This is a genomic window from Pseudomonas idahonensis (genome assembly GCF_037903935.1).
Lineage (GTDB): Bacteria > Pseudomonadota > Gammaproteobacteria > Pseudomonadales > Pseudomonadaceae > Aquipseudomonas > Aquipseudomonas danubii.
The window spans coordinates 1,951,774-1,977,074 of record NZ_CP149586.1 but is presented as its reverse complement, the minus strand read 5'-3'; the positions used below and the strand labels follow the sequence as shown (position 1 = coordinate 1,977,074).

Below are 25,301 nucleotides of genomic sequence, written 5' to 3'. Positions count from 1 at the left end.
GAAATGTCTCGCGCAAGAAGAATCAGAGAAGAGTAGGCGAACCCGCGAATGCGGGCCGCCTGAAACAGCTTAACGCAGCCGTTCGACGTGCAAGCCGGTCACTTCGGTGTTGCCGGTCTCCATGCGCGTGGCCAGCACGCCCTGGCTGATCAGGGCCTGGCGCCAGGCTTCAGCCTGCTTGCCGGACAGGCTGATCCGCATCGTGGTGTCCAGATTCAAGCCACGAGAGAGCAGATTGAGCCAGACGGGCTGGGGGTCCGCGAGTTTTGGCAGATCCAGTTTTCCCGTGTCCTTCAGCTGCCGTAGCAAGGTCGCCGAGGTGGGCAGCAGGTCGCCCAGAGGCGCTGCAGCATCAAACTGTTCCACATGGAGGTAGGCCCGGCGATTACCCCGGGTGATGCTATACAAGGCCACCAGGGTGTTCTCCTGGGGCTCCGCCAGGCGCAACAGCAGATAGGCCTGCTGCTCATCGGCGCCGTACAGCTTGGCGTTGCCGAACACTTGATTGGCCCACAGGCTGCTCTCGCCGCAATCCCTGGCCTGGCACCAGAACAACAGCTCGGCCCCTTGCTTCTGCAGGGCCTCCCGGGCCAGGGTGAAGGCCTCGTTGGAGGTGCGCTCGGCGGGTAATTGGTAGGTAATGGCGGTGAGTTTGCCCCTGGCATTGACCTGTCCGTCAAAACGCAGCTGGCCGCTGATCCTGCGGACCGACCCCAAGGGGTAGACGCGCTCCTGCTCCACTTCGGGGCGGTAGTCGACGATTTGTGCGTCGGTCAGACGGGGAACCAAAGGCAGGTCATGACTGCCCGGCAGATCGGCGGCAAGCGCCAGCGAGCTTAACAAGGCCAAGCTCAAAGCACTGATTGAACGCATGAACACTCTCATCGGATAAGCATGGCCTGGGCGCCTTTGACGACGCTGGCGTCATCATTGCGCTGCGGAACCTGCAAGCCGCGCTGGACCGCAGGCCGGGCCTCCAGGGCCGCCATCCAGCGTTGCAGGGCCGGCAATCCCTGTACCGAGACACCGGACCATTCATGACCGCGCACCCAGGGGAAGGTGGCGATATCGGCAATGCTGTAGTCCCCGGCCAGGTATTCGACCTGCTGCAGACGAGTATCGAGCACCTCGTACAGGCGCCGGGTTTCATGCTGGTAGCGGTCGATGGCGCCCTGGAGCTTTTCCGGGAAATAACGGAAGAATACGTTGGCCTGGCCCTGCATGGGCCCCACCCCGCCCATCTGGAACATCAGCCATTGCATGACGATGGAGCGGCCCTTGGGGTCGGCGGGCAGCAACTGGCCACTGCGCTCGGCCAGGTACACCAGGATCGCGCCAGATTCGAATACGGGGAAATCACCATTGTCGCGATCGACGATGGCCGGAATACGTCCATTGGGATTGATCTTCAAAAACGCTGGCGCCTTTTGCTCCCGCTTGTCGAAACTCAGGGCGTGCACGGTATAGGGCAGGCCGAGCTCTTCGAGCAGGATGGAAACCTTGTGGCCATTGGGGGTCGCAGCGGTGTACAGATCTATCATGGTTGTCTCCCATTTCAACCCGCCCAGCCTCGACAGTTGACCCCGTCAAGTCAAGGAACGGCGAAAAACCGATTGAAACAGTCTGCGACAAAGCGGGCACCGGTCTCATCGTTGAGATGCAGATGGTGGCCGCCTGGCAGCTGCTCACGGCTAAAGGGTAGACGCTGCAACAGCGCTTCATGCCTGGCCAACATGCCATCGGCCGCTACCACCAGTTGAGTTGGACAACTGACACGCTGGACGAAGGACATGGCCTGTTCCTCGGTCAGCCGCAGCGGCGAGGCTAGGGTCAGGCGACTGTCACTGCGCCAGGTGTAGCCACCGGCAACCGGCATCAGGCCACGCTGGGCCAGCAGTTCGGCAGCCTCGCGACTGACCGCGACCAGTCCCTTCATCCGTGCTTCGATGGCCCGTTCCAGAGTGCGATAGACCGGTTTGCTCTTGTCCTGCAGGTTGATTTGCGCCTGCAGGGCCATGCCCAGGCGTTCGGCGGCGTCCTCGCCTTTGGCGGTCGGTGGAATGACCCCGTCGATCAAGGCCAGGTGGCTGACCCGCTCCGGCAGCGCGGCCGCCAGCACCAGGGATACGATCGCCCCCAGGGAATGGCCCATCAGGGCGAAACGCTTCCAGCCCAGCTGTTCAGCGACTTGCAGCACGTCGTACACGTAGTCCCACAAGGCATAGCCGGCCCCCAGGGGGCGATGCCCGGAATGACCATGGCCGGCCAGGTCCAGGGCAACGATACGCAGACCGTTGAGCTTGGGCGCCAGCCGGGCAAAGCTGTTGGCGTTGTCCAGCCAGCCGTGCAGGGCGATGACCGGTAAACCGTCCTCGGGCCCGAACAGATGAGCCGCCAGTTCGATGTGGGGCAGACTCAGGCGCACTTCCTCGACGGTATGGCTCATGCACAACTCCGTTGCTGGCGATCGTCCCAGCGGCTGAACAGCTCCTTGAGCAAGGCCGCCGTGGCAGTGGGCCGCTCAAGAGGAAACATGTGGCCGCCGGGCATGGTCAGCGATTCCCCATGGGGCATGCGCCCCACTGCACTGGTGTGATGACGCATCACTACCCGGCTCTGCTGCCCCCGCACCACCGCCAGGGGCACCTTTAGCTGGCGGGCGCTGCCAGGGCTGGTATGGGGCACGCCGCGATAGATGCTGATCTCGGTAGCCGGATCGAAGCGCAACCGCAGGCGGTCGCCCACTTGCTGCAGGCCATGCTGCAAATACGCGTCCAGACAGTCCGGATCGAACGCGCGAAACAGGGTCTTGCGCGAGAAGTAGCTGCGGGCCGCTTCGATATCGGCAAATTCCTCACGACGTCCCAGGGTGCGCCCGGCGGGAGTCAAGCGGTCGATGAAACCAAACCGCTTGGCGGCGCGGATCACCCATTGATCGGCACGGGTCAGCACCGGGGAATCGAGCATGACCACGCCCCGATACAGTTCCGGACAACGCAAGGCCGCATGCAAGTGCAACACCCCGCCCAATGAATGTCCGACGCCCCATACCGGCTGGGCCTGCTGTTGCAGGTGGTGAATCAATTCGTCCACCAGGCTGCGCCAGTTATCGTCCACCGGAAAACGCGGGTCATGGGCGTGCTGCTGCAAGTGGCTGACCTGGAATTCAGGCGCCAAGGCAGCGAACAACTTGCCGTAAGTCCCGGAGGGAAACCCATTGGCGTGAGCGAAAAAAACCTGTTGCGACATACCGACTCATCCATCCACCAAACCAACAACGATTGTCCGCAAGGCCCCGTACCAGGGCAATGACCGTAACGGACAGGAATGCTGACACCCGGGCTCAGCCTATGACCCGTTGTTTCAAGCCACCGGCGGTTTCTGTCCCAGTGGCACCACGGCCATGGTCAGGCGCGAGACGCAACTGGCCTTGCCTTCATCACTGCTCAAGCGGATGTCCCAGACATGGGTGGTGCGCCCGATATGAATGGCCCTGGCTACCGCTGTCACCCGACCGCTGCGCAAGCCCCGCAGGTGGTTGGCGTTGATCTCCAGGCCCACGCAATAGAACTGGCTGGCATCGATGCACAGATAGCTGGCCATGGAGCCGACGCTTTCCGCCAGCACCACCGACGCGCCGCCATGCAACAGGCCATAGGGCTGGTGGGTGCGATGGTCGATGACCATGCTCGCCGTCAACGACTCCTCGTCGTAGGACTCGAAGCGAATATCCAGCACTTCGCCGATGGTGTTCTTCTGGATTGCGTTCAGTTGTTCGATGTTCGGAGTGGTACGCCACAGACTCATCGCCGCTTCCTTCTCTCGGGTTGTTCTTGTCGATCAATCCTGCCACAGCACGGCTTCGCCACGCTCGCTCCAGGTTTGAAAACTCCCGCCATAGGTGGCTTCGATCACATTGCGCTTGATCTTCAGGGTCGGGGTCAGAAAGCCGTTCTCCACGGCCCAGTTGTCCTTGACCACCACTAGCCGATGCAAACGCTCGTGTTTGTCCAGACTGCCGTTGACCTGAACCAGGAGACTTTCCAGGCTGCTGTGCAGCCCTTCCCGGGAGCTGCCGCCAGCAGCCTGCAAGCCGGCCGCCGAAAGCACACACAACCCCAGGGGCGCGCTCAAGCCATCGCCCACCACACACACCTGCTCGATATGGGCATGCACCGCCAGGCGATTCTCGATGGGGGCCGGGGCCACATACTTGCCCTTGCTGGTCTTGAAGATTTCCTTGAGCCGGCCAGTCAGGCGCAAATTGCCGGCAGCATCCTGCTCCCCCTTGTCCCCCGTGCGCAAAAAACCATCCTCGGTGATGGTTTCCGCCGTTTTCTGCGGGTCCTTGTAATACCCCAGCATGGTGGCCCCGCTGCGCACCTGGACCTCCCCTGCCTCATCGATACGCACTTCGACCTCCGGACAGGGCCGGCCGATCCAGCCCGGAACATGCTCCCCGGACCGCCCGATATGGGAATAACCGCAGCTTTCGGTCATGCCGTAGACCTCCAGCACGTCCAGGCCCAGGCGGCGATACCAATGCAATAGGGTCTGGGGTACCGGCGCCGCGCCCGACAAGGCCACGCGCAATGCATCTAGCCCCAATCCGGCCAGCACCTTGTGACCGACGCGCCTGCCGATAAAAGGCAGGCCCAAAAGAAAATCCAGACGCTTGGCCGGCACCTTGCTGTACACCCCCATCTGGAACTTGGTCCAGATCCGCGGCACGCCAAACAGTGCAGTGGGCCGGGCCCGCTGCAGGTCAACCAGGAAAGTGTCGAGGCTTTCGGCAAAGAACACAGTCTGCCCGGTGTAGATCGCCGCCATCTCGACGAACATGCGTTCGGCCACATGACACAACGGCAGGTAGGACAGCAACCGATCCTCGGGGCCCAGGCCGAAAAGCCCGACGCCGTGGCTGGCGGCAAAGCCCAGGTTGCCGAAACTGTGCATCACGCCCTTGGGCAGGCCGGTGGTGCCGGAGGTGTAGATGATGGTGGCCAGTTGATCCGCAGGCGGGCAAGGGCTATCCGCCAGGGGCTCGCTACGCTGCACCTGTTCCCAGTCGAAATCGAAATGCCCCTCGGGGCCCAGCGGCAGACGGATGGTGGGCAACCCGGGCTTCAACCCCGGGGCCATGCCCGGCCAGTCATCAAGCTTGCCGATGAATGCCAGGGCCGACTCGGAGTGCTCCAGCACCTGGGCCACCGAATCGGCTGTGAGGTTGGGATACAGCGGCACCGACACATGCCCCGCCATCCAGATCGCCAGGTCGCTGATGATCCAGTGCGCGGAGTTCTTGCCAATGATTGCAATGTGGCTGCCAGGAGCCAGCTGCCGTTCCCGCAGCCACTGGGCGGCACGACGGGCCTGCTGGCCGACGTCGAACCAGCTCAACGCCTGCACCTGCCCTCCGGCGCTGGGCTGCACCAGGAAACGTTGCTGGGGATGACGAGCTTCGCGCTCGTAGAACACTTGCAGCGGCAAACGAAAAGCAGCAGCCATGACTCGCTCCTTTGTTTTTATTCTGTTCGCGACACCAACCAAGCACTTGCTTGGCTGACTATTCCACGCACAAAGGAGCGCTGCAAGTTAAGAAATGTAGCGGATCACGACCCGATACCGAGCGGAGGCAAAAGGTCATGACGGCCAGGGGATTCCCTGGCCGCCGCCAGCATCAAGGGTGCTTGACGCCGTTAAGGATCATCAGCCCCGCCAGAGGCCAGTCGCCTTCCAGCTCCGCCAGGCTGGCGGTGTTCATGGGCTGGGGATCACGCAGATGGCCATGCTGCAACAGGCCGATCAGGCTACCCACCAGGGGTTGATGGCTGACCAGCAGCAGATTGTCCGCACCGTCCAGTTGCTGCAGCACCTGCAGCGGATTGGCCTCCGGCGTCAGCCAGGGCACGGTACGGATCTCTGCTTCGAACCCCAGAGCCTCGCGTACCAGCTGGGCCGTTTGCTGGGCTCGTACATAAGGGCTGGCGATGATTGCGCTGATGGGCTGGCCAATCAGTTGCGCGGCGCTGCCCAGCACTTCCTCACGGCCGTGGGCGGTAAGATTGCGCTGGGCATCGGTGGGCGCGTGGGATTCGGCCTGGCCATGGCGCAGGACCCAAAGTTTCACAGCTTGGGCTCCTCATCGCGCACCGGATGGGGGGCTGGCGGCACGCTATGGGGAGCCTCCCCCTCAGGTGCTCGTGGGGCTGGCCAATCCGAGAACGGCCAGGGTTTCTGTTCGGTATGGAAGCTGCCGAAACGGCCGATCTGAGCCAGGAACTGACTCAGGCTGTCACCGAAGTTCATCAGGCCGGCATTGGGAGCGCCGTAGATCAACCGATAAACAAGCTGCACCAGGACCAGGGCACCAAGGAGAAACTGCGCCACCTGCCACACCATCACGAACACCAGCATCCACAGCACGCGCAGGAGGATGGATTCGTATTTGGCTTCGGAATTCGTATCGTTCATGTCTGGCTCCTGTGCTACTCAGTTGAATCCGCTGGTGGAGATAAAGTCGACGTCGGTTTTCGGCTCGCCGCGCATCAAGAGCTCGATCACCTGATTCAGCGTACGCCCTTCGAACAGGATCGCGTGCAGCCCGGCTACCAGCGGCATGTAGACCCCCAACTCCTGAGCCTTGACCTTGAGCACCTTGAGGGTATTGACGCCCTCCGCCACTTCGCCAAGACGCGTCACCGCCTCTTCCAGGCTCAGGCCCTGGCCCAGGGCAAAGCCCACCTGATAGTTGCGGCTCTTGGGCGAGGAACAGGTGACGATCAGGTCACCGACACCCGCCAGACCGAGAAAGGTCATGGGATTGGCACCCTGGCTCACGGCAAAGCGGGTCATTTCCGCCAGCGCGCGAGTAATCAGCATGCTCTTGGTGTTTTCCCCCATGCCCAGGGCCACCGCCATGCCGGCGATGATCGCGTAGACGTTCTTCAGCGCTCCGCCCAGCTCCACGCCAAAGCGGTCGGCACTGGCATAGACGCGGAACGTCCGGCCATGCAACACCGCCTGGACCTGCTGGCACAGTTCTTCGTCTTCGCTGGCGACCACGGTGGCGGTCAGGGCGTGCTCGGCCACTTCGCGGGCCAGATTAGGCCCAGAGAGCACGCCGATCCGCGCTTGCGGGGCGATATCCTCGAGGATCTCGCTCATCAGTTTGAAGGTCTGGGCCTCGATGCCCTTGGTCAGGCTGACCAGCATCTTGCCGCTCAACAGTTGTGCGTGGGGGGCCAGTACCGAGCGCAGGGCGCTGGAAGGCAAGGCGACAAAGCACAGGTCACTGTCATTCAGGGTGGCCAGCAGATCGGTGACCGGCTCCACCGCCGGATGAATCTTGATGCCCTTGAGATAGCGCGGATTCTCGCGATTGACCCGAATGGCCTCGGCCTGTTCGGGGTCACGCATCCACTGCCGCACCGGGTGACCGTTCTCGGCCAGCAGATTGGCCACGGCGGTACCAAAACTTCCGCCTCCCAGGACCGCAATAGGGCGCTGTTGTGTCATATGCAATCCGTTTATCCATAGCAGTGGCGATGGCGGCATTATACGGGGCGGTTTTCCCACCACCAGCCCCAGCGGCCATTCAGACGATCTGTCGGGAACGGGTGGACTCATTCGGGGAATGTCGGGCTTATCGACTGGAAAACTCGACTGTCTCGGTTAACATGCGCGCCATCTTTCAAGATTCAAGGCTGTGCCGTGTCCATTGGCCCCTCACCTCTTCGTCTGTCACTGCTGCTGGGCATGTTGTTCGGCTACCCAGCGCTGGCCGACGATTTGTTCATGGATGGCAGCGCCCTGCCCGAGGTCCTCACCGCCACGCGCCTGAAGCAATCCCCAGCCGCCGTCCCCGGCAGCATGACGGTGCTCGACAATGAACTGATCAAGGCCAGCGGCGCGCGGGACATCAGCGAACTGCTGCGCCTGGTGCCGGGGATGATGGTCGGCGCCATCAGCGGCAATCAGGCCACGGTCAACTACCACGGCACCAACGCCAGCGAAGCCCGGCGCATGCAGGTACTGATCGATGGGCGCTCGGTGTATCGCGCAGGTCTGGCCACGGTGGACTGGAGCGATATTCCGGTAGCCATGGAAGACATCGAGCGCATCGAAGTGTTTCGCGGCCCCAACACCGTCAGCTACGGCGCCAACGCACTGATGGCGGTGGTCAACATCATTACCCGCTCCCCCGCCAACAGCCACGGCACGCGCTTCAAGGTGACCAGGGGCCAGCGCGGTATCAACGACTGGTACGCCAGCCAGGGCACCGGCTGGGAAAGCGGCGACCTGCGGCTGTCGTTGTCGGGGCAGGAAGACGATGGCTTCGACAGCCGCCTCGACGGTTCCGACTACCGCGACAGCAGGCGCTTGAATCGCGTCAGTCTGTCGGTGAGCCAGATGCTCAATGAACAGCAGAGCATCGATTGGCAATTGAATGCCAAGGAAGGCACCAACCAGCGACCTTATACCTACAAGCCGGTGTTCTATGGCGTGTCCCAACAGGGCAACAACTCCGATGTGGTGGCCAAGGACTACGCCGGGTCACTGCGCTGGAACCTGGAGCTCAATCCGCAGCACAGCCTTTATGTCCAGGGCTCGGCCCAGCACTGGGATCGCCAGCAGACTTGGCGCGCCTGTGACGCGGCGATTTCCTTCAGCCCCGAGCTGACCCGCCTGTGGCAAATCAATCCGAATTACGCCGAGCGCCTGGCGCGCGGCATCAAAGGTTTCAGCGATGCCGGTGCCCCGCCCCCGGGATCTCCCGCCGAGCAGGCCATAGCCCAGCAGGTCCTCACCCAGTGGAGCGCCGGCGGCAAGCAAACCGTCTGCGGCAATATCGACCAGAGCGCCCGGGAGACCCGCTACGACCTGGAGTTGCAGGACACCCTGAGCCTCAGCGATAACCTGCGGCTGGTCAGCGGCATGAACTATCGTTACGACCGGGCCGACTCCGAAACCTACTTCAACGGCACCCTCGACGACACCACCTGGCGCCTGTTCGGCCAGTTGGAGTGGCGGGCCAGCGAACACTGGCTGATCCAGGGCGGGGCTATGTACGAAGACACCCAGCTGACCGGCAACTCGCTGACGCCACGGATCGCCGTCAACTACCTGATCAACCCGCGCCACGGGCTGCGCGCGGTGTATTCGGAAGCCATCCGCTCTGCGGACATGTTCGAGAACAACGTCAACTGGAGCTACCGGGTCACCGGTCTGAGCGCTCCGGTCTACGGCCAGAACAGCGCCCAGTACTTCGTCAGGACCCGTGGCCCCGGCAATCTTGACCAAGAGCACATGCGCTCTCGGGAGCTGGGCTACAACGGCTATTTCAGCGACCAGGCACTGAATCTGGACATCAAGCTGTTCTATGACGAAATCAGCGGAATGATCAGCGAACCGCTGCGCAACAACCAGTACATCGCCAGCAACAACAACTCGGCGCGCTTCTCCGGCACCGAGGGCCAGCTGGACTGGCAACTGAGCCGCGCCGACCGCCTGCGCCTGACCTACGCCTATGTCCACGCGCAAGCCAGCAATCGCCTGGACCAGCACCTGACCGCCAGCAACAGCGGTTCTGCCGGCTGGCTGCGCAATTGGGGCCAGGGCTGGTCCAGCGCCCTCTTCTACTATGGTGACAACGCCCTCAACGGCTACCGCTTCCAGCGCATCGACACCCGCATCGCCAAGCGCCTGGCCCTGGGCAAGGCCAGCCTGGAACTGGCAGGCACGCTGCAACAGCGGCTTGACCATGAGCCCACCACCTTCGCCGACAACCTCTACGACTCACGGCACGTGGCCTACCTCAGTGCCGAGCTGGAGTTCTAGCATGGGCCAGCGCGGGCCCTGGAAGGCCCTGGGCATTCATCGCTGTCTCGGTATCTGCCTGATCCTCCTGGGCATGCTGCTGGCGACTCCGCTGCGGGCAGCCGACGTGTTGCTGACCGCCAGTGAAGGCAGCGACAGCGTGCGCACCTTCACCGAGGAACTGGCCACCCAGCGGCCTCAGGACCAGGTGCGCTTCGTGCCCTTGGCACAACTGCCGGCACCGAGCCAACTGCCCGCAGCCACGCGCCTGATCCTGCTGGACCCGCAAAGCCTCGACTGGCGCCTGCAAGACCCGCAAGGGCCGGCCACCCTGGTCCTGCGGATCAGCCGCCTGCAGGCCCAGCAGCGCCTGCAAGGCGCGCCTCACCCCAAACTCAGCCTGCTCTGGAGCGACCCGCCCTTGAGCCGCCAACTGCGGCTGATCCACAAGGTGCTGCCCCAGGTGCGCCGGGTCGGCGTGCTGTACAGCGAGGACAGCCAGTTCCTGCTCAGGGAACTGCGCGACGCAGCGCAATCCATGGAAATGGAAATCGTCGCCGAACCCTGGGACAGCACCAATGACAGCCGCCCGCTGCAGAACCTGTTGCGCAACAGCCAGGTGCTGCTGGGCCTGGACGACCCCAAGCTGTACAACCCGAAAACCGTGAAGAACCTGCTGCTGAGCAGCTACGCCCGGCAACAGGCGCTGATCGGGCCCAATGCCGGCTTCGTCAGGGCCGGCAGCCTGGCCAGCACCTACAGCGACCAGCAGGACTGGCTGCAGACCCTGGACAGCCTGCTGGATCAGGCACCAGCCCACTGGCCCAGGGAGCTGTACCCGGCGGCCTTCAAAGTACTGAGCAATCCACAGGTGGCACGCTCCCTGGGCATCGAGGAAATCGACCCGCAAGCCGTCGCGCACCAGTTGAGTGAAGGAGAGAAACGCCCATGACATTGCGTCGCCGGTGGGATATCCAGACCCGCACTCAGCTCATCAGCCTGGGCCCGGCCCTGCTCCTGACTCTGCTGCTGATCAGCTTTTTCACCTTCGTGCGCCTCCAGGATCTGCGCCAGGAGTTGAACCATACCGGCCAACTGATCGCCAACCAGTTGGCCCCGGCCACTGAGTACGGGGTGATCTCCGGCAACAACGAGGGCCTGGAAAGCCTGTTGCAAGCCACTCTGGCCACGCCTCATGTGCACTTTCTGGAAGTCCAGGACAGTGCCAACAACATCCTGGTGTATGTCGAGCAGCCGTCCGCCAGTCACAACCATGCCCAGCAGATCAAGGTCTTCCAGGCACCGGTGCGCTTGCAGCGCATTCAGGTGCACAACGACTTTCTGCAGAATGATCCCGCCAGCCTGAGCCCCCAGGGCGACGGTTACCTGGGGCGGGTTATTGTCGGCATGTCCAATGACGCCTTCAGCCAGCGTCAACAGGAAATCCTCCTCAAGGCCGGGATTCTCGCCCTGTTCGCCCTGCTCTTCACCTTCTTCCTGGCCCGACGCCTGGCGGCCGGCCTGGCGCAACCCATCAGCGCCATGGGCCACGCGGTGAAGGCGATTCAGGAAGGCGACTTCAAGACGCCGCTGCCGATTGTCGACGACGGCGAGCTGGGCAATCTGGCGCGACATATCAACAACCTCGCCGCCGGCCTGGAACTGGCCAGCCGTGAGCAGCAACAGGCAATGTCACAACTGATCCAGACCCGGGAAGATGCTGAGCGGGCGAACAAGGCCAAATCGGACTTTCTGGCGATGATGAGCCATGAGCTGCGTACCCCGATGAACGGCGTACTGGGGATGCTGCAATTGCTGGAAACCACCGAGATGACCCAAGAGCAGAGCGAGTACGCGGCACTGGCCTCGGAGTCCACCGAGCACCTGCTGAAGGTGATCAATGACATCCTCGACTTCTCGCGCATCGAACGCTCGGCCCTGGAGCTGGAACACATTCCGTTCAACCTCGCCGAGTTGATCAGCAGCTGCGCCCAGGCCTTCCAGCACAGCGCATTGCAACGAGGCCTGGACCTGCAACTGCGGCTGCCGCCGGGCATGGAGTCGCTGCAGGTCAAGGGCGACCCGACGCGAATCCGCCAGATCCTGGTCAACCTGATCGGCAACGCGCTGAAGTTCACCGAACAAGGCAGCGTCACCATCGAACCCCAGTGGCAGGCCCTGGATCACGAACTCCTGTGGTTCACCTGCTCGGTGCGCGACAGCGGGATCGGCATCAGCCCGGCCAGCCTGGAGCTGATGTTCGATGCATTCCAGCAGGCCGACAGCTCGATTTCCCGACGCTACGGCGGCACGGGCCTCGGCCTGCCTATCGCCCGGACCCTGGCTGAACGCATGGGCGGCACCCTGCGGGCCCAGAGCGAGGAAGGCCAGGGCTCGGTGTTCACCCTGGAAATCCCCCTGGCGCTGTTTCAGCAAAGCCTGCCCGTGCTGGCGCCGCGAGTGAACACCGCCGCTCACCAGGGCGAAGGCCGCAACGTGCTACTGGTGGAGGACAACCCGGTGAACCAGACCGTGATCCAGGCCATGTTGCGCAGCCTGGGCTTCACCGTCAGCATCGTCACCGACGGCGCCCAGGCGGTACGCAGCGCCGAAAGCCTGATTTTCGAGGCCATTCTGATGGACTGCCGACTGCCACTGGTCGACGGCTACGAAGCCACCCGGCAGATCCGCCAACTGCCCGGCTGCGCTGATTTACCGATCATCGCCCTGACCGCCAACGCCTTGCAGGGCGACCGTGAGGCCTGCCTGGCGGCGGGCATGAACGACTACCTGGCCAAGCCGTTCAAGCGGGCTGATCTGCAGCAAATTCTCCAACGTTGGGTGCAGTAACAGGCTATTTTCCAACAGGTGCGACTGGCGTGACGGGCGAAAGTGCGGCAGTCTTAGGCACCCGACGGGCCCCGAAAAGGCCCTCAAAAAAAATTTCAGTGCACAAGTGTACATTCATGCCCTTTGCGCTGTGACTTTCACTACAACGCAATAGTCTATGAGTAGGCTGCCGGCTCGAGGCATGAACGCTTCGATCGGCCGGGAAGATTGCCCAACCCTGCCGCACGGGACTATTGAGGAGCTCGCATGACCAAACAAAACGCCTTTACTCGGGAAGACCTGCTGCGCTGCAGTCGCGGTGAGCTGTTCGGCCCAGGTAACGCGCAACTGCCCGCCCCCAACATGCTGATGGTGGATCGCATCACCCATATCAGCGAAGAGGGTGGCAAGTACGGTAAAGGTGAATTGGTCGCTGAGCTGGATATCACTCCAGACCTGTGGTTCTTCGCTTGCCACTTCGAAGGCGATCCGGTGATGCCGGGCTGCCTGGGCCTGGATGCCATGTGGCAACTGGTCGGTTTTTTCCTCGGCTGGCAAGGCCTGCCGGGCCGCGGCCGCGCCCTGGGTTCGGGGGAAGTGAAATTCTTCGGCCAGGTACTGCCGACCGCGAAAAAAGTCACCTATAACATTCACATCAAGCGCGTGCTCAAGGGCAAGCTGAACATGGCCATCGCCGATGGCTCGGTCAGCGTTGACGGCCGCGAAATCTATACCGCCGAAGGCCTCCGGGTCGGCGTGTTTACCTCAACTGACAACTTCTAAGGGTTATCCGCATGCGCCGCGTCGTTATCACTGGTCTGGGCATTGTTTCGTGCCTGGGCAATGACAAAGAGACCGTCTCCGCTAACCTGCGTGCAAGTCGCCCTGGCATCCGCTTCAACCCGGAATATGCCGAAATGGGTCTGCGTAGCCAGGTTTCCGGCTCCATTGACCTGAATCTTGAAGAACTGATCGATCGCAAGATCTATCGCTTCGTCGGCCACGCAGCGGCTTACGCCTACCTGGCCATGAAAGACGCCATCGCCGACTCCGGCCTGAGCGAAGAGCAAGTGTCCAACCCCCGTACCGGCCTGATCGCCGGCTCCGGCGGCGCTTCGACCCTGAACCAGATGGAAGCACTGGACATCCTGCGCGAGAAAGGCGTCAAGCGCGTTGGCCCGTACCGTGTAACGCGGACCATGAGCAGCACCGTTTCCGCCTGCCTGGCCACGCCGTTCAAGATCAAGGGCCTGAACTACTCCATCGCTTCTGCCTGCGCCACCAGTGCTCACTGCATCGGTACCGCCATGGAACAGATCCAGATGGGCAAGCAGGACATCGTCTTCGCCGGTGGCGGTGAAGAAGAGCACTGGACCCAGTCGTTCCTGTTCGACGCCATGGGCGCCCTGTCCACCCAGTACAACGAAACCCCGGAAAAAGCCTCCCGCGCCTATGACGCCAAGCGTGACGGTTTCGTCATCGCCGGCGGTGGCGGCATGGTGGTGGTCGAGGAGCTGGAACACGCTCTGGCCCGTGGCGCGAAGATCTACGCGGAAATCGTCGGCTACGGCGCCACTTCCGATGGCTACGACATGGTGGCTCCAAGCGGTGAAGGCGCAATCCGCTGCATGCAGATGGCCATGTCCACCGTCGACGCACCGATCGACTACCTGAACACCCACGGCACCTCGACTCCGGTCGGCGACGTTGCCGAGATGAAGGGCGTGCGTGAAGTGTTCGGCGACAAGGCTCCAGCCATCAGTTCCACCAAGAGCCTGTCGGGTCACTCCCTGGGCGCCGCCGGCGTTCACGAAGCGATCTACTGCATGCTGATGATGGAAGGCAACTTCATGGCCGGTTCGGCCAACATCGACGAGCTGGACCCGGAAGTGGCCGACATGCCGATCCTGACCAAGACTCGCGAAGACGCCACCATCAACACCGTGATGAGCAACAGCTTCGGCTTCGGTGGCACCAACGCTACCCTGGTGCTGAAACGCTGGCAGGGCAAGTAAGCCCCGCCGCTTCGCCGAATGAAAAAGCCCCGACTGGTTCGGGGCTTTTTTTCGCCTGGCGTTCGCCGGTAAGCCGCCCCCCAAGCAACCTGCACGAGCCTGCTTGCCGGCGAAGGCGCCTCACACCGAGAAGCGCGCCACCATGGTGTTCAGATCCACCGCCAGCCGTGACAGCTCCTGGCTGGCGGCGCTGGTCTGGTTGGCCCCCGCCGAGGTCTGCAGCGCCAGATCGCGGATGTTCATCAGATTGCGATCCACTTCCCGCGCCACCGCGGCCTGCTGCTCCGAGGCACTGGCAATCACGATATTGCGCTCGTTGATCAGGGTGAAGGCCGAAGCGATTTCCTCCAGCGCCTGACCTGCCGCCTTGGCCACTTCCAGGGTCGAGCGGGCCCGGCTGTTGCTGTGCTGCATGGAACTGACCGCCTGGTCGGTGCCTTGCTGGATCCCGCCAATCATCTGCTCGATTTCCTGGGTCGACTGCTGAGTCCGATGGGCCAGGGCCCGCACTTCGTCCGCCACCACGGCAAACCCGCGCCCGGCATCCCCGGCTCGCGCAGCCTCGATGGCCGCGTTCAGTGCCAGCAGGTTGGTCTGTTCGGCGATGGAGCGGATCACATCCAGCACCTTGCTGATGCCATAGACCTTCTGTGCCAGGTCTTCCACCTGGCTGGCATTGGTCGTCACATCCTCGGCCAGCAACTCGATGGAGAGCACCGTCTGATGCACCTGCTCACGCCCATGCTGGGCGATCCGGTCCGACTCCCGAGAGGCTTCGGAGGTAGCCACGGCATTGCTGGCCACCTCCTCCACCGCGGCGGTCATCTGATTCACCGCAGTGGCCGCCTGCTCGATTTCCAGGCTCTGCTGATGCAGGCCCCGGGTCGCATCCTCGGTCACGCAACTGAGCTCTTCCGAGGCGGAGGCCAACTGGCTGGAGGAGTCGGAAATGCGCCGGATGGTTTCCCGCAGGCTGTGCTGCATGGCCTTGAGCGCCTGCAACAGTCGCGCCGGTTCATCCTTGCCAACCACCGTGATGTCACCCGTCAGGTCGCCGCCGGCCACCACCTCGGCGACACTCAGGGACTGGGCCAGGGGCAGGACGATGCTGCGGGTCAGCAACAATGCCAGGCCAATGGTCACCAGCGCCGCCACCGCGATCATGCCCACCACCCAGACCCGCGACTTGCTGAACACGGCCTGGGCCAGGTCCGTGGCCTGGGTCGCGCGCTGCTTGTTCAACTCGACCAGTTCATGCAGGGTCGCCGCCATGTCATCGGCCAATTGATTCATCTCGCCATTGACCACCTTGATCGCCTCTTCCAGCTGGTTCTGGCTGGAAAAGGCCATGACCTGGGCCTGGCGCTGCAGGTACTGCTTCTCAATGGCCTTGAAACGATCGAACAGGACCCGTTCCTGGGGCAGCACGATCAATGACTCATAGCGCCCCTGGGCAACCCCCAGGCCAGTCTTGATGTCGTTGATCTTTTTTTCGTTCTGGACAATCGCTTGCGGGTCGCGATTGATCAGCAGACGCAGGGTCAGGGCACGGATGCGCAGCAGGTCCTGACTCATGTCACCGACGAACATGACGCTGGGCAGCCAATTGCTTTCCACTTCATCGGACTGCTGGCGCATATTGGCCATCTGCATCAGGGCGAATGCCCCGAGGGCAAACACCATCAGCGCCAGCAAGCCGAAACCCAGGCCTGCGCGCGGCGCGATATTGAGACTTCTAAGGCTCATTCCTCTGGCTCCTTCCTAGAGCGCTGCAAGAACTTGCAGCAGGGTGCTCTTAGACGGTATCGGGCCGTTGGAAAATTGCGTAAGACAAAAACGTGATATCAAAACGCCCTAGCACTCCAATACTTGGGCGTAAAACGATTCAGCGCACAGAAAATCGCTGTTCTGCCAACAAACGGTCGCCCTGAAAGACCATGAAGTGCCATTCGCCGGGCACCACTTCATGGTTCTCCGTGAATTCGTAGGCCATCACATCCTGAGGAGCATTGGGCACCAGTTTCTGAGTGATCTCGAACTTGTCGTGGCGCGCCCCGTCCGGGGTACGGATGCCCGGAGTCAGGTAGAGCAGAGTCAGAGGCTGATCCTCGGCCACCTTGCCCAGCAACTGGTAACGCATACCGAACTTGGTCCCCAGCTTGGCGGGCACCACCGAGGTTTGCTGGATCTTCTCGTTGCTGCGGCGCAGCACCCGCTCCCCCGATTGCAGCTCGGCCTTGGGCCCTTCGAACACGCCGTATTCCACCGGTCCTTCAACACGGACTTCGGCACTGGCCAGGCCAGTGAAGATCATCAGCGCCGCCAATGCGCTTAAACGAGTGAGGTGCATATCGCGCTCCTTGATTGAGATGGCGCGAGCTTATGAAGCAGGCGTGACAGGCTGATGACAGACTGGGGCCTGCTAAGGGCGACTTTTGGCGGGAAGGATGGCGAGGAAATTGTCATGGGCCACCTTGCGCGCCACCTCCTCCGGCAAGGCATCGAGGAAGACATCGAAGCTGTGCAGCTCGCGCCCCAGCTTGTTGAAGCGCCCGACCACATCCGAACCGAGCATGAAGCGCTCCGGGAAGCGCTCCACCAACTGCAGCCAGGCCTGGCTGGGGTTGCCCTGCTCATCCAGCAGATAGGGCGTGAGCAGGCTCCAGGACAGGTCGATGTACAGATTGGGGTAGCTCTCCAGCAGCCGCGTCAGTGTCGGCAGCAAGAATTCCAGGCGGGTCTGGTGACGATGGATCTCGGCGCTGGTGCCAGCGTGGGCCCAAATAAAGCGCGTATGGGGGTGATTGCGCAGCGGCTCTTCGATTTCTGCCAGGTACAGCGGGTTGCGTTCGCGCTTGGAGGTGATGTTGGAATGCAGCATGACCGGCAGGTCGTTCTCCGCCGCCAGGTGATAGACCTTGGTCATCGCCTCGTTGTTGGCCCGTGGCGTGTCTCCGGCAGTCAAGGCCGTGAGGTCGTCATGGCGGGTGAAGACCTCACCGATGCCCTGCCACAGCCCCGGATCGAGGTCGAGCATGCGCTGGATATGCGCCGCGGAGTTCTTGTCATTGGGATTGAAACCGGACAGGAAGGGATGAAAACGCTGACGCTGCTCAGGGGGCAGTTGCTTAACCGCAGCCGCCACCAGCACGTCGGTGGCGCTGTACCAATAGGCATCAGCATCATCACCGGCGTAATAGCGTGGACGCTTGGGTTCATCCTCGTGCCATTTCTTGGCCACCGGAATTCCGGAAATCATCACCTGTTCAATACGGTTGTCAGCCATGGCCTTGAGCAACGCATCCATGCCCGCGGATTCCTGGAAGAAGTCCACGTAATGCAAGTGAGCATCGCTGTAGCGGTAATCCCGTGCCTGGGCCGCCACGCCGGGCAGCAGCATCAGCAACGCTCCAAGGCAGGTTCCGTATAAATGATTCCAGTACACCGCAGCGTCTCCAAAGGGTTGCAGCCGGGTAGACCCTGCGCCCAAGCAGCAGGTTCAGAAAAAAGGGGAACGCCTGTGCCTCCCCATGCTCTATAACTTCAGCACCTTTACAGCCTGATCCGACATTCATCACTGCCTGAGGTTTGCCATGACCATTACCGTCAATACCGAGTCCAGCGAAGGTTTCCGCCACAGCATCCAGGTGGATGACCACCAGTTGTTCACCGACCTGCCCCAGTACGCCGGTGGCGAAGGCACCGCCCCCGAGCCCCATGACTACTTCGATGCCGCCCTGGGGGCCTGCAAGGCCCTGACCCTGAAGCTCTATGCGCAGAAGAAGAACATCCCGCTGACCGGGGTCACGGTGGAGCTCAAGCACGACAACAGCCAGGAGCCGCAAGGCAAATACGCCCTGCATGTAAAGCTGACCCTCAAGGGCGTGCTCACCGATGCCCAGCGTGATGAGCTGCACCGGGTGGCCGACCGTTGCCCGATCCACAAGCTGATGACCACCAGCGAAGTCAGCATCGAGACCCACCTCTCCGAAGGCGCCTTCAGCCAATAGCGGCAAGGCTGGCACACGCGGGTTATGCTCCCGGGCATAACCCGATCAGCCTGGAATCCGCCATGAACTCACCCCTCGTGATCCGTCCCCGTGCCGAGGACGTTGAAGGCCAGCCCATCCTGCGCCCCCTGCCTTCGGCCCAGTGCCGCAGTGTCGGGCCTTTCGTGTTCTTCGACCATATGCTGGAAACCCGCTACCCGCCGGGCAAGGGCATGAATATCCGCCAACATCCGCATATCGGCCTGTCCACCCTGACCTACCTGTTCGCCGGGCAGATCCAGCACAAGGACAGCCTGGGCTCCGACCAGATCGTGGAGGCCGGAGACGTCAGCTGGATGACCGCCGGCAGCGCCATCGCCCATGTCGAACGCACGCCAGCCCCCTTGCTGGCCCAGGGGTTCGCCATGCACGGCCTGCAGGTCTGGCTGGCCTCGCCCCAAGAGCAGGAGCAAGGCCCGGGGCATTACAGCCATCACCCGGCCAGCAGCCTGCCGGTGAGCGACAACCTGGGGGTAAGCATCCGCATGATCGCCGGCAGCGGCTTCTGCCTGGAATCGCCGGTGCCGGTACTCTCCCCCACCCTGTACGCCGAGCTGCGACTGCAGACCGCCACCAGCCTGCTGATTCCCACCGAGCACCCGCAGCGCGCGCTGTATGTACTGGACGGCGAGGCACAACTGGACGGCGAGCCTTTGCCCGTGCACGCGCTAGTGGTATTGCCGGAGGGGGAGAACGCCACGCTGTTCGCCGAAAGCGATTGTCACGCAGTGCTGATCGGCGGCGCGCCCCTGGACGGTCCGCGCCGGATCAATTGGAACTTCGTGGCCAGCGATCCGGCGCGTATCGAGGAGGCGCGCCAACGCTGGGCGGCCGGTGATTGGCCGCAGGTGCCAGGAGAAAGCGAGCGCATCGAATTGCCACCCGCCCGCCACTGATCGCTAGGAGCCGGCTTGCCGGCGAACAGGCCCGTGAGTCTGGCGTTGCTCTCACTGATGCCTTCGCTGGCAAGCCAGCTCCTACGGGATCAGGGTCGGAGGGTCAGCCGCTAAAGACTTCGTCCAGCAGGTAATGCATGGTGGCGAAGGCCCGCGCCGAGGTCTTGGCGTCGTACATCATCTTGCCCGGTACATTGGCGTGGGTATCGGTGAAGGAATGCACCGCACCGCCATAGCTGACCAGTTGCCAGTCCACACCCGCCGCATCCATTTCCGCCTCGAAGACCGGCAGTTGCTCCTTGGCCACTAACGGGTCCGCCGCACCGTGCAGTACCAGTACCGAACCCTTGATATTGTTCGCGTCGCTAGGGTTGGGGGTGTCCAGGGTGCCGTGGAACGACACCGCCGCCTTCACTGGCGCGCCACTGCGGGCCAGCTCCAGGGCGCAGCAGCCGCCAAAGCAGAAACCGAAGGTAGCCAGCCTGGAAGTGTCCACCGCTGCTTCGCCCTGACTCTGCAAGGCCGCAAAGGCCGCCTGCATGCGCTTGCGCAACAACGCCCGGTCATCCTTGAGCGGCATCATCGCGGCACCGGCCTCACTGGCATCGCTGGGACGCAGCGACTGGCCATACAGATCAGCGATCAGTACCACGTAGCCCTTGGCCGCCACCGCCTCGGCGATCTTCTCCGCGCCGGCGCTGACGCCCATCCAGTTCGGCGCCATCAGCAACCCCGGACGCGCGCCTTGATGGGCGGCATCGAAGGCCAGTCGACCTTCATAGGGCTGGCCATCGATCTGATAGACCACGGAACGCACTGTGATTTGACTCATGACTCAGCTTCTCCAGTAGAGGGACACCAGAATGAAAAAACCCGCCGAAGCGGGTTTTTCTTGCAACGTGGTTAAACCGACAGTTCAACCAGCAGCTTGTTCAGTCGGCGCACATAGGCCGCCGGGTCTTTCAAGCTGTCACCGGCCGCCAGGGCCGCCTGATCGAAGAGGATGTGCGACAGGTCGCCAAAGCGCTCTTCGCTCTGCTCACCGTCGAGTTTCTCGATCAGCGGGTGAGTCGGGTTGAACTCGAAGATCGGCTTGGAATCCGGAACCTTCTGCCCGCTGGCTTCAAGGATCTGGCGCATTTGCAGCCCCAGGTCCTGCTCGCCGATGGCCAGGATCGCCGGGGAGTCGGTCAGGCGGTGGGAAACCCGCACTTCGCTGACGCTCTCGCCCAGGGCGGTCTTGATCCGCTCCACCAGGCCTTCCTTGGTCTTGGCGACTTCCTCGGCAGCCTTCTTGTCCTCTTCCGAGTCCAGGTTGCCCAGGTCCAGGTCACCACGCGCCACGTCGACAAAGCTCTTGCCGTCGAATTCGTTGAGGTAGCTCATCAGCCACTCGTCGATACGGTCGGTGAGCAGCAGCACTTCGATGCCTTTCTTGCGGAAGACTTCCAGATGCGGGCTGTTCTTCACCTGAGCGTAGGATTCGCCGGTGAGGAAGTAGATCTTGTCCTGACCTTCCTTGGCGCGAGCCAGGTAGTCGGCCAGGGATACTGTCTGCTCGCCGTCGTCGCCCTGAGTGGAAGCGAAGCGCAGCAGGCCGGCGATCTTTTCCTTGTTGGCGAAGTCTTCGGCCGGGCCTTCCTTCATCACCTGGCCAAAATTCTTCCAGAAGCCCTTGTATTGCTCTGGCTCGTTCTTCGCCAGTTTTTCCAGCATGTCGAGGACGCGCTTGGTCAGTGCCGATTTCATCGAATCGATGATCGGGTCTTTCTGCAGGATTTCCCGCGAGACGTTCAGCGACAGGTCGTTGGAATCCACCACGCCCTTGATGAAGCGCAGGTACAGCGGCAGGAAGGACTCAGCCTGATCCATGACGAACACGCGCTGCACGTAGAGCTTGAGGCCCTTCGGCGCTTCACGCTGGTACAGGTCGAACGGTGCACGGGCCGGCACGTAGAGCAGCGAGCTGTACTCCAGCTTGCCTTCGACCTTGTTGTGGCTCCAGCTCAGCGGGTTCTCGAAGTCATGGGCGATGTGCTTGTAGAACTCCTGGTATTCCTCGTCCTTGATCTCGGTACGCGGACGGGTCCACAGGGCACTGGCGCGGTTGACGGTTTCCCACTCCAACGCCGGTTTCTCTTCGCCTTCGGCGGCAGCGGCTTCTTTGGGCAACTCGATCGGCAGCGCGATGTGGTCGGAGTACTTCTTGATGATGTTGCGCAGGCGCCAGCCATCGGCGAACTCGTCTTCACCGGATTTGAGGTGCAGGACGATGCGGGTACCGCGCTCGGCCTTGTCGAGGGTCGCCACTTCGAACTCGCCTTCACCCTTGGACGACCAGTGCACGCCTTCGCTGGCCGGCAGGCCGGCACGACGGCTGAACACTTCGACCTGGTCGGCAACGATGAACGCGGAGTAGAAACCCACGCCGAACTGACCGATCAGGTGCGAGTCCTTCTTCTGGTCGCCGGTGAGGTTCTTCATGAAATCGGCAGTGCCGGACTTGGCGATGGTCCCCAGGTGAGTGATGACATCTTCACGGCTCATGCCGATACCGTTGTCTTCGAGGGTGACGGTTTTCGCGTCCTTGTCGAAGCTCACACGGATTTTCAGTTCGGCGCCACCTTCCAGCAACTCAGGCTTGGACAGGGCTTCGAAACGCAATTTGTCGACGGCGTCAGAGGCGTTCGAGATCAATTCGCGAAGGAAGATTTCCTTGTTGGAATACAACGAATGGATCATGAGGTGCAGCAGTTGCTTCACCTCGGTCTGGAAGCCCAGGGTTTCCTTTTGAGTTTCCACACTCATGGTCATCAAACTCCAATCAGATGGCTGTGGTCGCGCTCCGGAAGCGGAGAGCGGCGGGATGACATGGAAGTGGGGGTAGCTGACTGGATTTCAAGGGGCGAGACTCTCTTCAATCTTGAAATGTGCCCGGGCGGTAGCAATTGGCTCGTCGGCGGTGCTCTGCCAGGCCGTGATGGCGACGTTGGCCACCCTCCTCCCCTGCCGCCACACCTGGCAGCGAGCGAAGGTGTCACGAAACTGTCCGGCACGCAGGTAGTCGAGGGAAAAATCGATGATCTTCGGCACGCCGGGCGAGCCGGTGAGAATCAGCAAATGCAGGGCTGCCGCCAGCTCCATGAAACCGGCGATCACTCCACCGTGCAGGGCCGGCAGCAGAGGATTGCCGATATTGTCCTTATTGGCCGGCAGGCGAAACAGCAGCTCATCCCCCAGCGGCGTGCACTCGATGCCGATCAGTCTGGCGTAGGGAATCTGCTCCAGCAACGCGGCGTAATCGCCCTGCTGACGAGCCTGCTCCAACAACCCTGCAAGCCCCCCGCTCATGCCCGCTCTCCCTTGATGGAGCCGGCAAACCCACGACTGCCCTTGAGCCCCTTGCCCATGCGCATGAAGGTACCGACCACGTGGGCCACGGGGCGTTCGGGATCGTCCTGATAGGCAAAGCCACGGGTGAAGATCACGTCAGTGGTGACCCGGTAACACTGGGCAAAGCCGTGCACATCATGATGAGGCATCGCCGGATGCATATAGTCTATGCGCAGGTCCAGGGTCGGACACACTTCGAACTCCGGCAGCACACAAAGCGTGGCCATGCCGCAGGCGCTGTCCATCAGCGTGGTCAGGGCGCCGCCATGAATGATCCCGGTTTGCGGGTCACCGACAATCTGCGGGCTGTAGGGCAAGGTCAGAGTCATGCCTTCCACCGAGGCGCTGTGTACCCTGATATCCAGCACCTGACAGTGGCGCAGAGCGGAAAGAAAGCGCGTCGCACGCTCGAAAATTGGGTTCTGCACCATGGCTTATGCCTCTTGTTATTGTCAGGAATGTGCATTGAATGAAGCAGACAAAAGTTCCGTGAAACGAATACTTAATATATCTGTGAGCCTCAAGGAACTTAAATCACAAGGCCATGATCGAAAGGCCAGTAGATATCTTCACTAAGGAGAAACACCCCATGCGTAAGACTTTAGCTATTGCCCTGATGCTGACCGCTTCCCTCGGTCTGGCTGCCTGCGACAAAAAATCCGAGGACAAAGCTCAAGATGCCAACCAACATGCTGAGCAAGCTCAACAAAAAATGAACGAAGCTCAGGATAAAGTGAACGAGGCAGCGAAAGAAAACGCCGAAGCCGCCAAAGATCAGGCTGAATCCAACAAGGCCGCTGCTGAAGAAAGCGCCAAAGAAGCAGCACCTAAAACCAACTAAGTCGGTTTTAGCGCAACACCAAAAAGCCCGCCAAGTGCGGGCTTTTTCTTGTCTGCAAAACAGCAGCTCAATACAACGGTGTTTAGTTGTCGAATAGGTAACTAAGCACTGAAGCTCAATACCCTGACTCCAGGAACAACTCATCCTGGAGCGGCTCTGCCTGCAACGGGTGTCCAGACACTCCACTGGCTGAAGACTCCAACGCATAGTGCGAGGAACTGGATACGGGCAATAGCCTGATGGGAAAGTCGTAGTGGGCGGTAAAGGGTGCCAACCACTGGCGAGTCTGGTAATCGACCGCGGTAATACTCATGTAGCAAGGGTGCGGGGTGTCCTGGGGCGCGCGGCCGGCCAGCACCATCACCAGTTCCCAGTCGGTTGCCTGCTCGACCTGGAAGCGTCCGTCCTCGCCAGTCAGGAACTGCGCCCCACACAAGGTGCCCCTGGCCCCGGCGATCGGCATGCCGCTCAATGCATCCACCACCTGGCCACGGGCGTCGCCATTCAGATACAGGGTTTGCACCCGGCAACCGGACAACAAAATGAATGAAAGGCACAGGCACATCAGGGCACGCAGCTTACTCATTGGCCAACTCCTTTTAACCGGGCAACAGATCAATCGATCAGCCCTCCCCGCTCAGACTGCGTCTTTGGGGCTATCGGCCAAAGGCTGTTCAGTCGGGGTATAGACCATGACGTCAAGTACGTCGGAATGAAACTCCCGCCGGTACAGGACAAACACCACGCCTGCACTCATCAGCATGAACAACCAGGGGCTGACGAACCAGGCCAGCATGGTCATGCCGAAATAGTAGGAACGCAGCCCGAAGTTGAACTGGTTGGCCGCCATGGAAATCACCCGGGCTGCCCGCAAAGCAAACGCCTTGCGCTCCTGCTCGGAGACATGTCGCTCGCCGATCATCGGCGCCGACCCCACCAGCACCGCCGCAAAGTTGTACTGGCGCATGCACCAGCTGAAGGTGAAAAAGGCATATACGAACACCAGCGCCAGGCACAGCAACTTGATCTCCGACATGCCCTGGGACGCCTGCTGCACCAGCGGAATGTCCGCCAGCAGCGACACCGCGCGCTCCGATGCACCGAGCACTGTGAGGATGCCTGCCAGGATGATCAGGGTACTGGAAGCGAAGAACGAAGCGTTGCGCTCCAGGTTGCCGATCACACTGGCGTCGGCGATACGGTTGTCCCGCAGCAGCATGCGACGCATCCAGTCCTCGCGGTACAGGTGCAGGACGCTGGCCAGGCATGCCGTGTCCCGGCCCTTCCAGGTGGCATAGCGGGTATAGCCGCCCCAGCAGACGACGAACCACAGAGCGGCCAGTAGATGAATCAGGTTGGCTTGGACAAACGACATGCAAATTCCTGTAAGGCGTTGGCAAAAGACAAGGACACTGCTTCGACGCCACGCCGAGGAAAAAGACACCGCCCAAGCCCCATA

The 25,301-nt window shown here is 61.8% G+C and carries 26 protein-coding genes and 1 pseudogene; 8 read left to right on the top strand and 19 right to left on the bottom strand.

The window, feature by feature from the left end; genetic code table 11:
- Positions 1–69 precede the first annotated feature (69 nt).
- From WIN67_RS08990 to WIN67_RS08950, 9 genes are all read right to left on the bottom strand, one after another.
- The gene (locus WIN67_RS08990; protein WP_180988369.1) at positions 70–873 is read right to left on the bottom strand and encodes a DUF4892 domain-containing protein; all 804 of its coding nucleotides are present in this window, start codon (positions 871–873) and stop codon (positions 70–72) included.
- An 8-nt stretch (positions 874–881) separates the two neighbouring features.
- A complete protein-coding gene (locus WIN67_RS08985; RefSeq protein WP_102878906.1) occupies positions 882–1,541 on the bottom strand; it encodes a glutathione S-transferase family protein in 660 nt (219 codons plus the stop codon).
- Positions 1,542–1,591: 50 nt separating this feature from the next.
- Positions 1,592–2,446 carry an alpha/beta hydrolase gene (locus WIN67_RS08980; RefSeq protein WP_339071018.1) on the bottom strand — a complete coding sequence of 285 codons (855 nt, stop codon included), beginning with the start codon at positions 2,444–2,446 and terminating at the stop codon, positions 1,592–1,594.
- On the bottom strand, positions 2,443–3,249 hold the full coding sequence (locus WIN67_RS08975) for an alpha/beta fold hydrolase (RefSeq protein ID WP_102863948.1): 807 nt from the start codon (positions 3,247–3,249) through the stop codon (positions 2,443–2,445). The genes WIN67_RS08980 and WIN67_RS08975 overlap by 4 nt, the downstream gene beginning before the upstream one ends.
- A gap of 114 nt (positions 3,250–3,363) precedes the next feature.
- Positions 3,364–3,807, bottom strand: a complete 444-nt coding sequence (locus WIN67_RS08970) for a hotdog fold thioesterase (protein ID WP_102863949.1) — start codon at positions 3,805–3,807, stop codon at positions 3,364–3,366.
- 33 nt (positions 3,808–3,840) lie between these two features.
- Positions 3,841–5,508 (bottom strand): AMP-binding protein, encoded by a 1,668-nt coding sequence (locus WIN67_RS08965; protein ID WP_110652143.1) that lies wholly within the window; start codon positions 5,506–5,508, stop codon positions 3,841–3,843.
- 172 nt (positions 5,509–5,680) lie between these two features.
- Entirely contained in the window at positions 5,681–6,130 is a 450-nt protein-coding gene (gene sixA / locus WIN67_RS08960) for a phosphohistidine phosphatase SixA (protein WP_170001254.1), read from the bottom strand.
- Complete coding sequence (locus WIN67_RS08955; RefSeq protein ID WP_110652144.1) at positions 6,127–6,474, bottom strand: DUF4389 domain-containing protein; 348 nt, start codon at positions 6,472–6,474, stop codon at positions 6,127–6,129. Before WIN67_RS08955 ends, sixA begins: the two co-directional genes overlap by 4 nt.
- 18 nt (positions 6,475–6,492) lie before the next feature.
- Positions 6,493–7,518, bottom strand: coding sequence for an NAD(P)H-dependent glycerol-3-phosphate dehydrogenase (locus WIN67_RS08950; RefSeq protein ID WP_102878901.1), 1,026 nt, complete (start codon positions 7,516–7,518; stop codon positions 6,493–6,495).
- Positions 7,519–7,713: 195 nt separating this feature from the next.
- Here WIN67_RS08950 and WIN67_RS08945 point away from each other — a divergent pair, with 195 nt between their 5' ends.
- From WIN67_RS08945 to fabB, 5 genes are all read left to right on the top strand, one after another.
- The gene (locus tag WIN67_RS08945; protein ID WP_207167277.1) at positions 7,714–9,840 is read left to right on the top strand and encodes a TonB-dependent receptor plug domain-containing protein; all 2,127 of its coding nucleotides are present in this window, start codon (positions 7,714–7,716) and stop codon (positions 9,838–9,840) included.
- Position 9,841: 1 nt separating this feature from the next.
- The gene (locus tag WIN67_RS08940; protein ID WP_123392167.1) at positions 9,842–10,771 is read left to right on the top strand and encodes an ABC transporter substrate-binding protein; all 930 of its coding nucleotides are present in this window, start codon (positions 9,842–9,844) and stop codon (positions 10,769–10,771) included.
- The gene (locus WIN67_RS08935; RefSeq protein ID WP_102878898.1) at positions 10,768–12,669 is read left to right on the top strand and encodes an ATP-binding protein; all 1,902 of its coding nucleotides are present in this window, start codon (positions 10,768–10,770) and stop codon (positions 12,667–12,669) included. Before WIN67_RS08940 ends, WIN67_RS08935 begins: the two co-directional genes overlap by 4 nt.
- A gap of 246 nt (positions 12,670–12,915) precedes the next feature.
- Positions 12,916–13,431 (top strand): 3-hydroxyacyl-[acyl-carrier-protein] dehydratase FabA, encoded by a 516-nt coding sequence (gene fabA, locus WIN67_RS08930; protein ID WP_011060067.1) that lies wholly within the window; start codon positions 12,916–12,918, stop codon positions 13,429–13,431.
- 11 nt (positions 13,432–13,442) lie between these two features.
- Positions 13,443–14,663 carry a beta-ketoacyl-ACP synthase I gene (fabB, locus tag WIN67_RS08925; RefSeq protein ID WP_047302756.1) on the top strand — a complete coding sequence of 407 codons (1,221 nt, stop codon included), beginning with the start codon at positions 13,443–13,445 and terminating at the stop codon, positions 14,661–14,663.
- Between the two features lie 120 nt (positions 14,664–14,783).
- On the opposite strand, the gene WIN67_RS31070 is transcribed toward fabB, so the two are convergent.
- From WIN67_RS31070 to WIN67_RS08910, 4 genes and pseudogenes are all read right to left on the bottom strand, one after another.
- Positions 14,784–15,647 (bottom strand): methyl-accepting chemotaxis protein, encoded by an 864-nt coding sequence (locus WIN67_RS31070; protein WP_372342471.1) that lies wholly within the window; start codon positions 15,645–15,647, stop codon positions 14,784–14,786.
- A pseudogene (locus WIN67_RS31065) lies at positions 15,639–16,409 on the bottom strand (MCP four helix bundle domain-containing protein); the annotation flags it as partial. The gene WIN67_RS31070 and the pseudogene WIN67_RS31065, both read right to left, overlap by 9 nt.
- Before the next feature lie 139 nt (positions 16,410–16,548).
- Positions 16,549–17,013 (bottom strand): DUF3859 domain-containing protein, encoded by a 465-nt coding sequence (locus WIN67_RS08915; RefSeq protein WP_102863958.1) that lies wholly within the window; start codon positions 17,011–17,013, stop codon positions 16,549–16,551.
- Between the two features lie 72 nt (positions 17,014–17,085).
- Positions 17,086–18,063 (bottom strand): amidohydrolase family protein, encoded by a 978-nt coding sequence (locus WIN67_RS08910; protein WP_110595180.1) that lies wholly within the window; start codon positions 18,061–18,063, stop codon positions 17,086–17,088.
- A gap of 193 nt (positions 18,064–18,256) precedes the next feature.
- Here WIN67_RS08910 and WIN67_RS08905 point away from each other — a divergent pair, with 193 nt between their 5' ends.
- Positions 18,257–18,673 carry an OsmC family protein gene (locus tag WIN67_RS08905; RefSeq protein ID WP_102878895.1) on the top strand — a complete coding sequence of 139 codons (417 nt, stop codon included), beginning with the start codon at positions 18,257–18,259 and terminating at the stop codon, positions 18,671–18,673.
- A gap of 62 nt (positions 18,674–18,735) precedes the next feature.
- Positions 18,736–19,608, top strand: a complete 873-nt coding sequence (locus WIN67_RS08900; protein WP_110595179.1) for a pirin family protein — start codon at positions 18,736–18,738, stop codon at positions 19,606–19,608.
- A 103-nt stretch (positions 19,609–19,711) separates the two neighbouring features.
- Here WIN67_RS08900 and WIN67_RS08895 read toward each other — a convergent pair whose 3' ends face one another.
- From WIN67_RS08895 to WIN67_RS08880, 4 genes are all read right to left on the bottom strand, one after another.
- The gene (locus tag WIN67_RS08895; protein WP_339071003.1) at positions 19,712–20,440 is read right to left on the bottom strand and encodes a dienelactone hydrolase family protein; all 729 of its coding nucleotides are present in this window, start codon (positions 20,438–20,440) and stop codon (positions 19,712–19,714) included.
- A 71-nt stretch (positions 20,441–20,511) separates the two neighbouring features.
- The gene (gene htpG, locus WIN67_RS08890; protein ID WP_102879089.1) at positions 20,512–22,416 is read right to left on the bottom strand and encodes a molecular chaperone HtpG; all 1,905 of its coding nucleotides are present in this window, start codon (positions 22,414–22,416) and stop codon (positions 20,512–20,514) included.
- Positions 22,417–22,506: 90 nt separating this feature from the next.
- Entirely contained in the window at positions 22,507–22,959 is a 453-nt protein-coding gene (locus tag WIN67_RS08885) for a PaaI family thioesterase (protein ID WP_102878892.1), read from the bottom strand.
- Entirely contained in the window at positions 22,956–23,432 is a 477-nt protein-coding gene (locus tag WIN67_RS08880; RefSeq protein ID WP_102863964.1) for a PaaI family thioesterase, read from the bottom strand. The genes WIN67_RS08885 and WIN67_RS08880 overlap by 4 nt, the downstream gene beginning before the upstream one ends.
- A gap of 158 nt (positions 23,433–23,590) precedes the next feature.
- Between WIN67_RS08880 and WIN67_RS08875 the strand changes: the two genes are divergently transcribed.
- Positions 23,591–23,842, top strand: coding sequence for a hypothetical protein (locus WIN67_RS08875; protein WP_016968094.1), 252 nt, complete (start codon positions 23,591–23,593; stop codon positions 23,840–23,842).
- 115 nt (positions 23,843–23,957) lie between these two features.
- Here WIN67_RS08875 and WIN67_RS08870 read toward each other — a convergent pair whose 3' ends face one another.
- Together WIN67_RS08870 and WIN67_RS08865 are read right to left on the bottom strand one after the other, a co-directional pair.
- Positions 23,958–24,428, bottom strand: a complete 471-nt coding sequence (locus WIN67_RS08870; protein WP_339070999.1) for a hypothetical protein — start codon at positions 24,426–24,428, stop codon at positions 23,958–23,960.
- A gap of 51 nt (positions 24,429–24,479) precedes the next feature.
- Positions 24,480–25,217: a DUF599 domain-containing protein gene (locus WIN67_RS08865; RefSeq protein ID WP_102878890.1), complete on the bottom strand. Its 738-nt coding sequence runs from the start codon at positions 25,215–25,217 to the stop codon at positions 24,480–24,482.
- Positions 25,218–25,301: the final 84 nt, after the last annotated feature.

Bases quoted from the DNA above. Each gene is read 5' to 3' on its own strand.
- WIN67_RS08950 (WP_102878901.1), bottom strand. From the start codon at position 7,518: ATGACACAACAGCGCCCTATTGCGGTCCTGGGAGGCGGAAGTTTTGGT.
- WIN67_RS08970 (WP_102863949.1), bottom strand. From the start codon at position 3,807: ATGAGTCTGTGGCGTACCACTCCGAACATCGAACAACTGAACGCAATC.
- WIN67_RS08935 (WP_102878898.1), top strand. From the start codon at position 10,768: ATGACATTGCGTCGCCGGTGGGATATCCAGACCCGCACTCAGCTCATC.
- WIN67_RS08980 (WP_339071018.1), bottom strand. From the start codon at position 2,446: ATGAGCCATACCGTCGAGGAAGTGCGCCTGAGTCTGCCCCACATCGAA.
- WIN67_RS08985 (WP_102878906.1), bottom strand. From the start codon at position 1,541: ATGATAGATCTGTACACCGCTGCGACCCCCAATGGCCACAAGGTTTCC.
- WIN67_RS08965 (WP_110652143.1), bottom strand. From the start codon at position 5,508: ATGGCTGCTGCTTTTCGTTTGCCGCTGCAAGTGTTCTACGAGCGCGAA.
- WIN67_RS08975 (WP_102863948.1), bottom strand. From the start codon at position 3,249: ATGTCGCAACAGGTTTTTTTCGCTCACGCCAATGGGTTTCCCTCCGGG.
- WIN67_RS08940 (WP_123392167.1), top strand. From the start codon at position 9,842: ATGGGCCAGCGCGGGCCCTGGAAGGCCCTGGGCATTCATCGCTGTCTC.
- WIN67_RS08915 (WP_102863958.1), bottom strand. From the start codon at position 17,013: ATGCACCTCACTCGTTTAAGCGCATTGGCGGCGCTGATGATCTTCACT.
- WIN67_RS08870 (WP_339070999.1), bottom strand. From the start codon at position 24,428: ATGAGTAAGCTGCGTGCCCTGATGTGCCTGTGCCTTTCATTCATTTTG.
- WIN67_RS08955 (WP_110652144.1), bottom strand. From the start codon at position 6,474: ATGAACGATACGAATTCCGAAGCCAAATACGAATCCATCCTCCTGCGC.
- htpG (WP_102879089.1), bottom strand. From the start codon at position 22,416: ATGAGTGTGGAAACTCAAAAGGAAACCCTGGGCTTCCAGACCGAGGTG.
- WIN67_RS08875 (WP_016968094.1), top strand. From the start codon at position 23,591: ATGCGTAAGACTTTAGCTATTGCCCTGATGCTGACCGCTTCCCTCGGT.
- WIN67_RS08880 (WP_102863964.1), bottom strand. From the start codon at position 23,432: ATGGTGCAGAACCCAATTTTCGAGCGTGCGACGCGCTTTCTTTCCGCT.
- WIN67_RS08905 (WP_102878895.1), top strand. From the start codon at position 18,257: ATGACCATTACCGTCAATACCGAGTCCAGCGAAGGTTTCCGCCACAGC.
- WIN67_RS31070 (WP_372342471.1), bottom strand. From the start codon at position 15,647: ATGCAGCACAGCCTGCGGGAAACCATCCGGCGCATTTCCGACTCCTCC.
- fabB (WP_047302756.1), top strand. From the start codon at position 13,443: ATGCGCCGCGTCGTTATCACTGGTCTGGGCATTGTTTCGTGCCTGGGC.
- WIN67_RS08885 (WP_102878892.1), bottom strand. From the start codon at position 22,959: ATGAGCGGGGGGCTTGCAGGGTTGTTGGAGCAGGCTCGTCAGCAGGGC.
- WIN67_RS08865 (WP_102878890.1), bottom strand. From the start codon at position 25,217: ATGTCGTTTGTCCAAGCCAACCTGATTCATCTACTGGCCGCTCTGTGG.
- WIN67_RS08910 (WP_110595180.1), bottom strand. From the start codon at position 18,063: ATGCTGCTGCCCGGCGTGGCGGCCCAGGCACGGGATTACCGCTACAGC.
- fabA (WP_011060067.1), top strand. From the start codon at position 12,916: ATGACCAAACAAAACGCCTTTACTCGGGAAGACCTGCTGCGCTGCAGT.
- WIN67_RS08990 (WP_180988369.1), bottom strand. From the start codon at position 873: ATGCGTTCAATCAGTGCTTTGAGCTTGGCCTTGTTAAGCTCGCTGGCG.
- WIN67_RS08895 (WP_339071003.1), bottom strand. From the start codon at position 20,440: ATGAGTCAAATCACAGTGCGTTCCGTGGTCTATCAGATCGATGGCCAG.
- WIN67_RS08900 (WP_110595179.1), top strand. From the start codon at position 18,736: ATGAACTCACCCCTCGTGATCCGTCCCCGTGCCGAGGACGTTGAAGGC.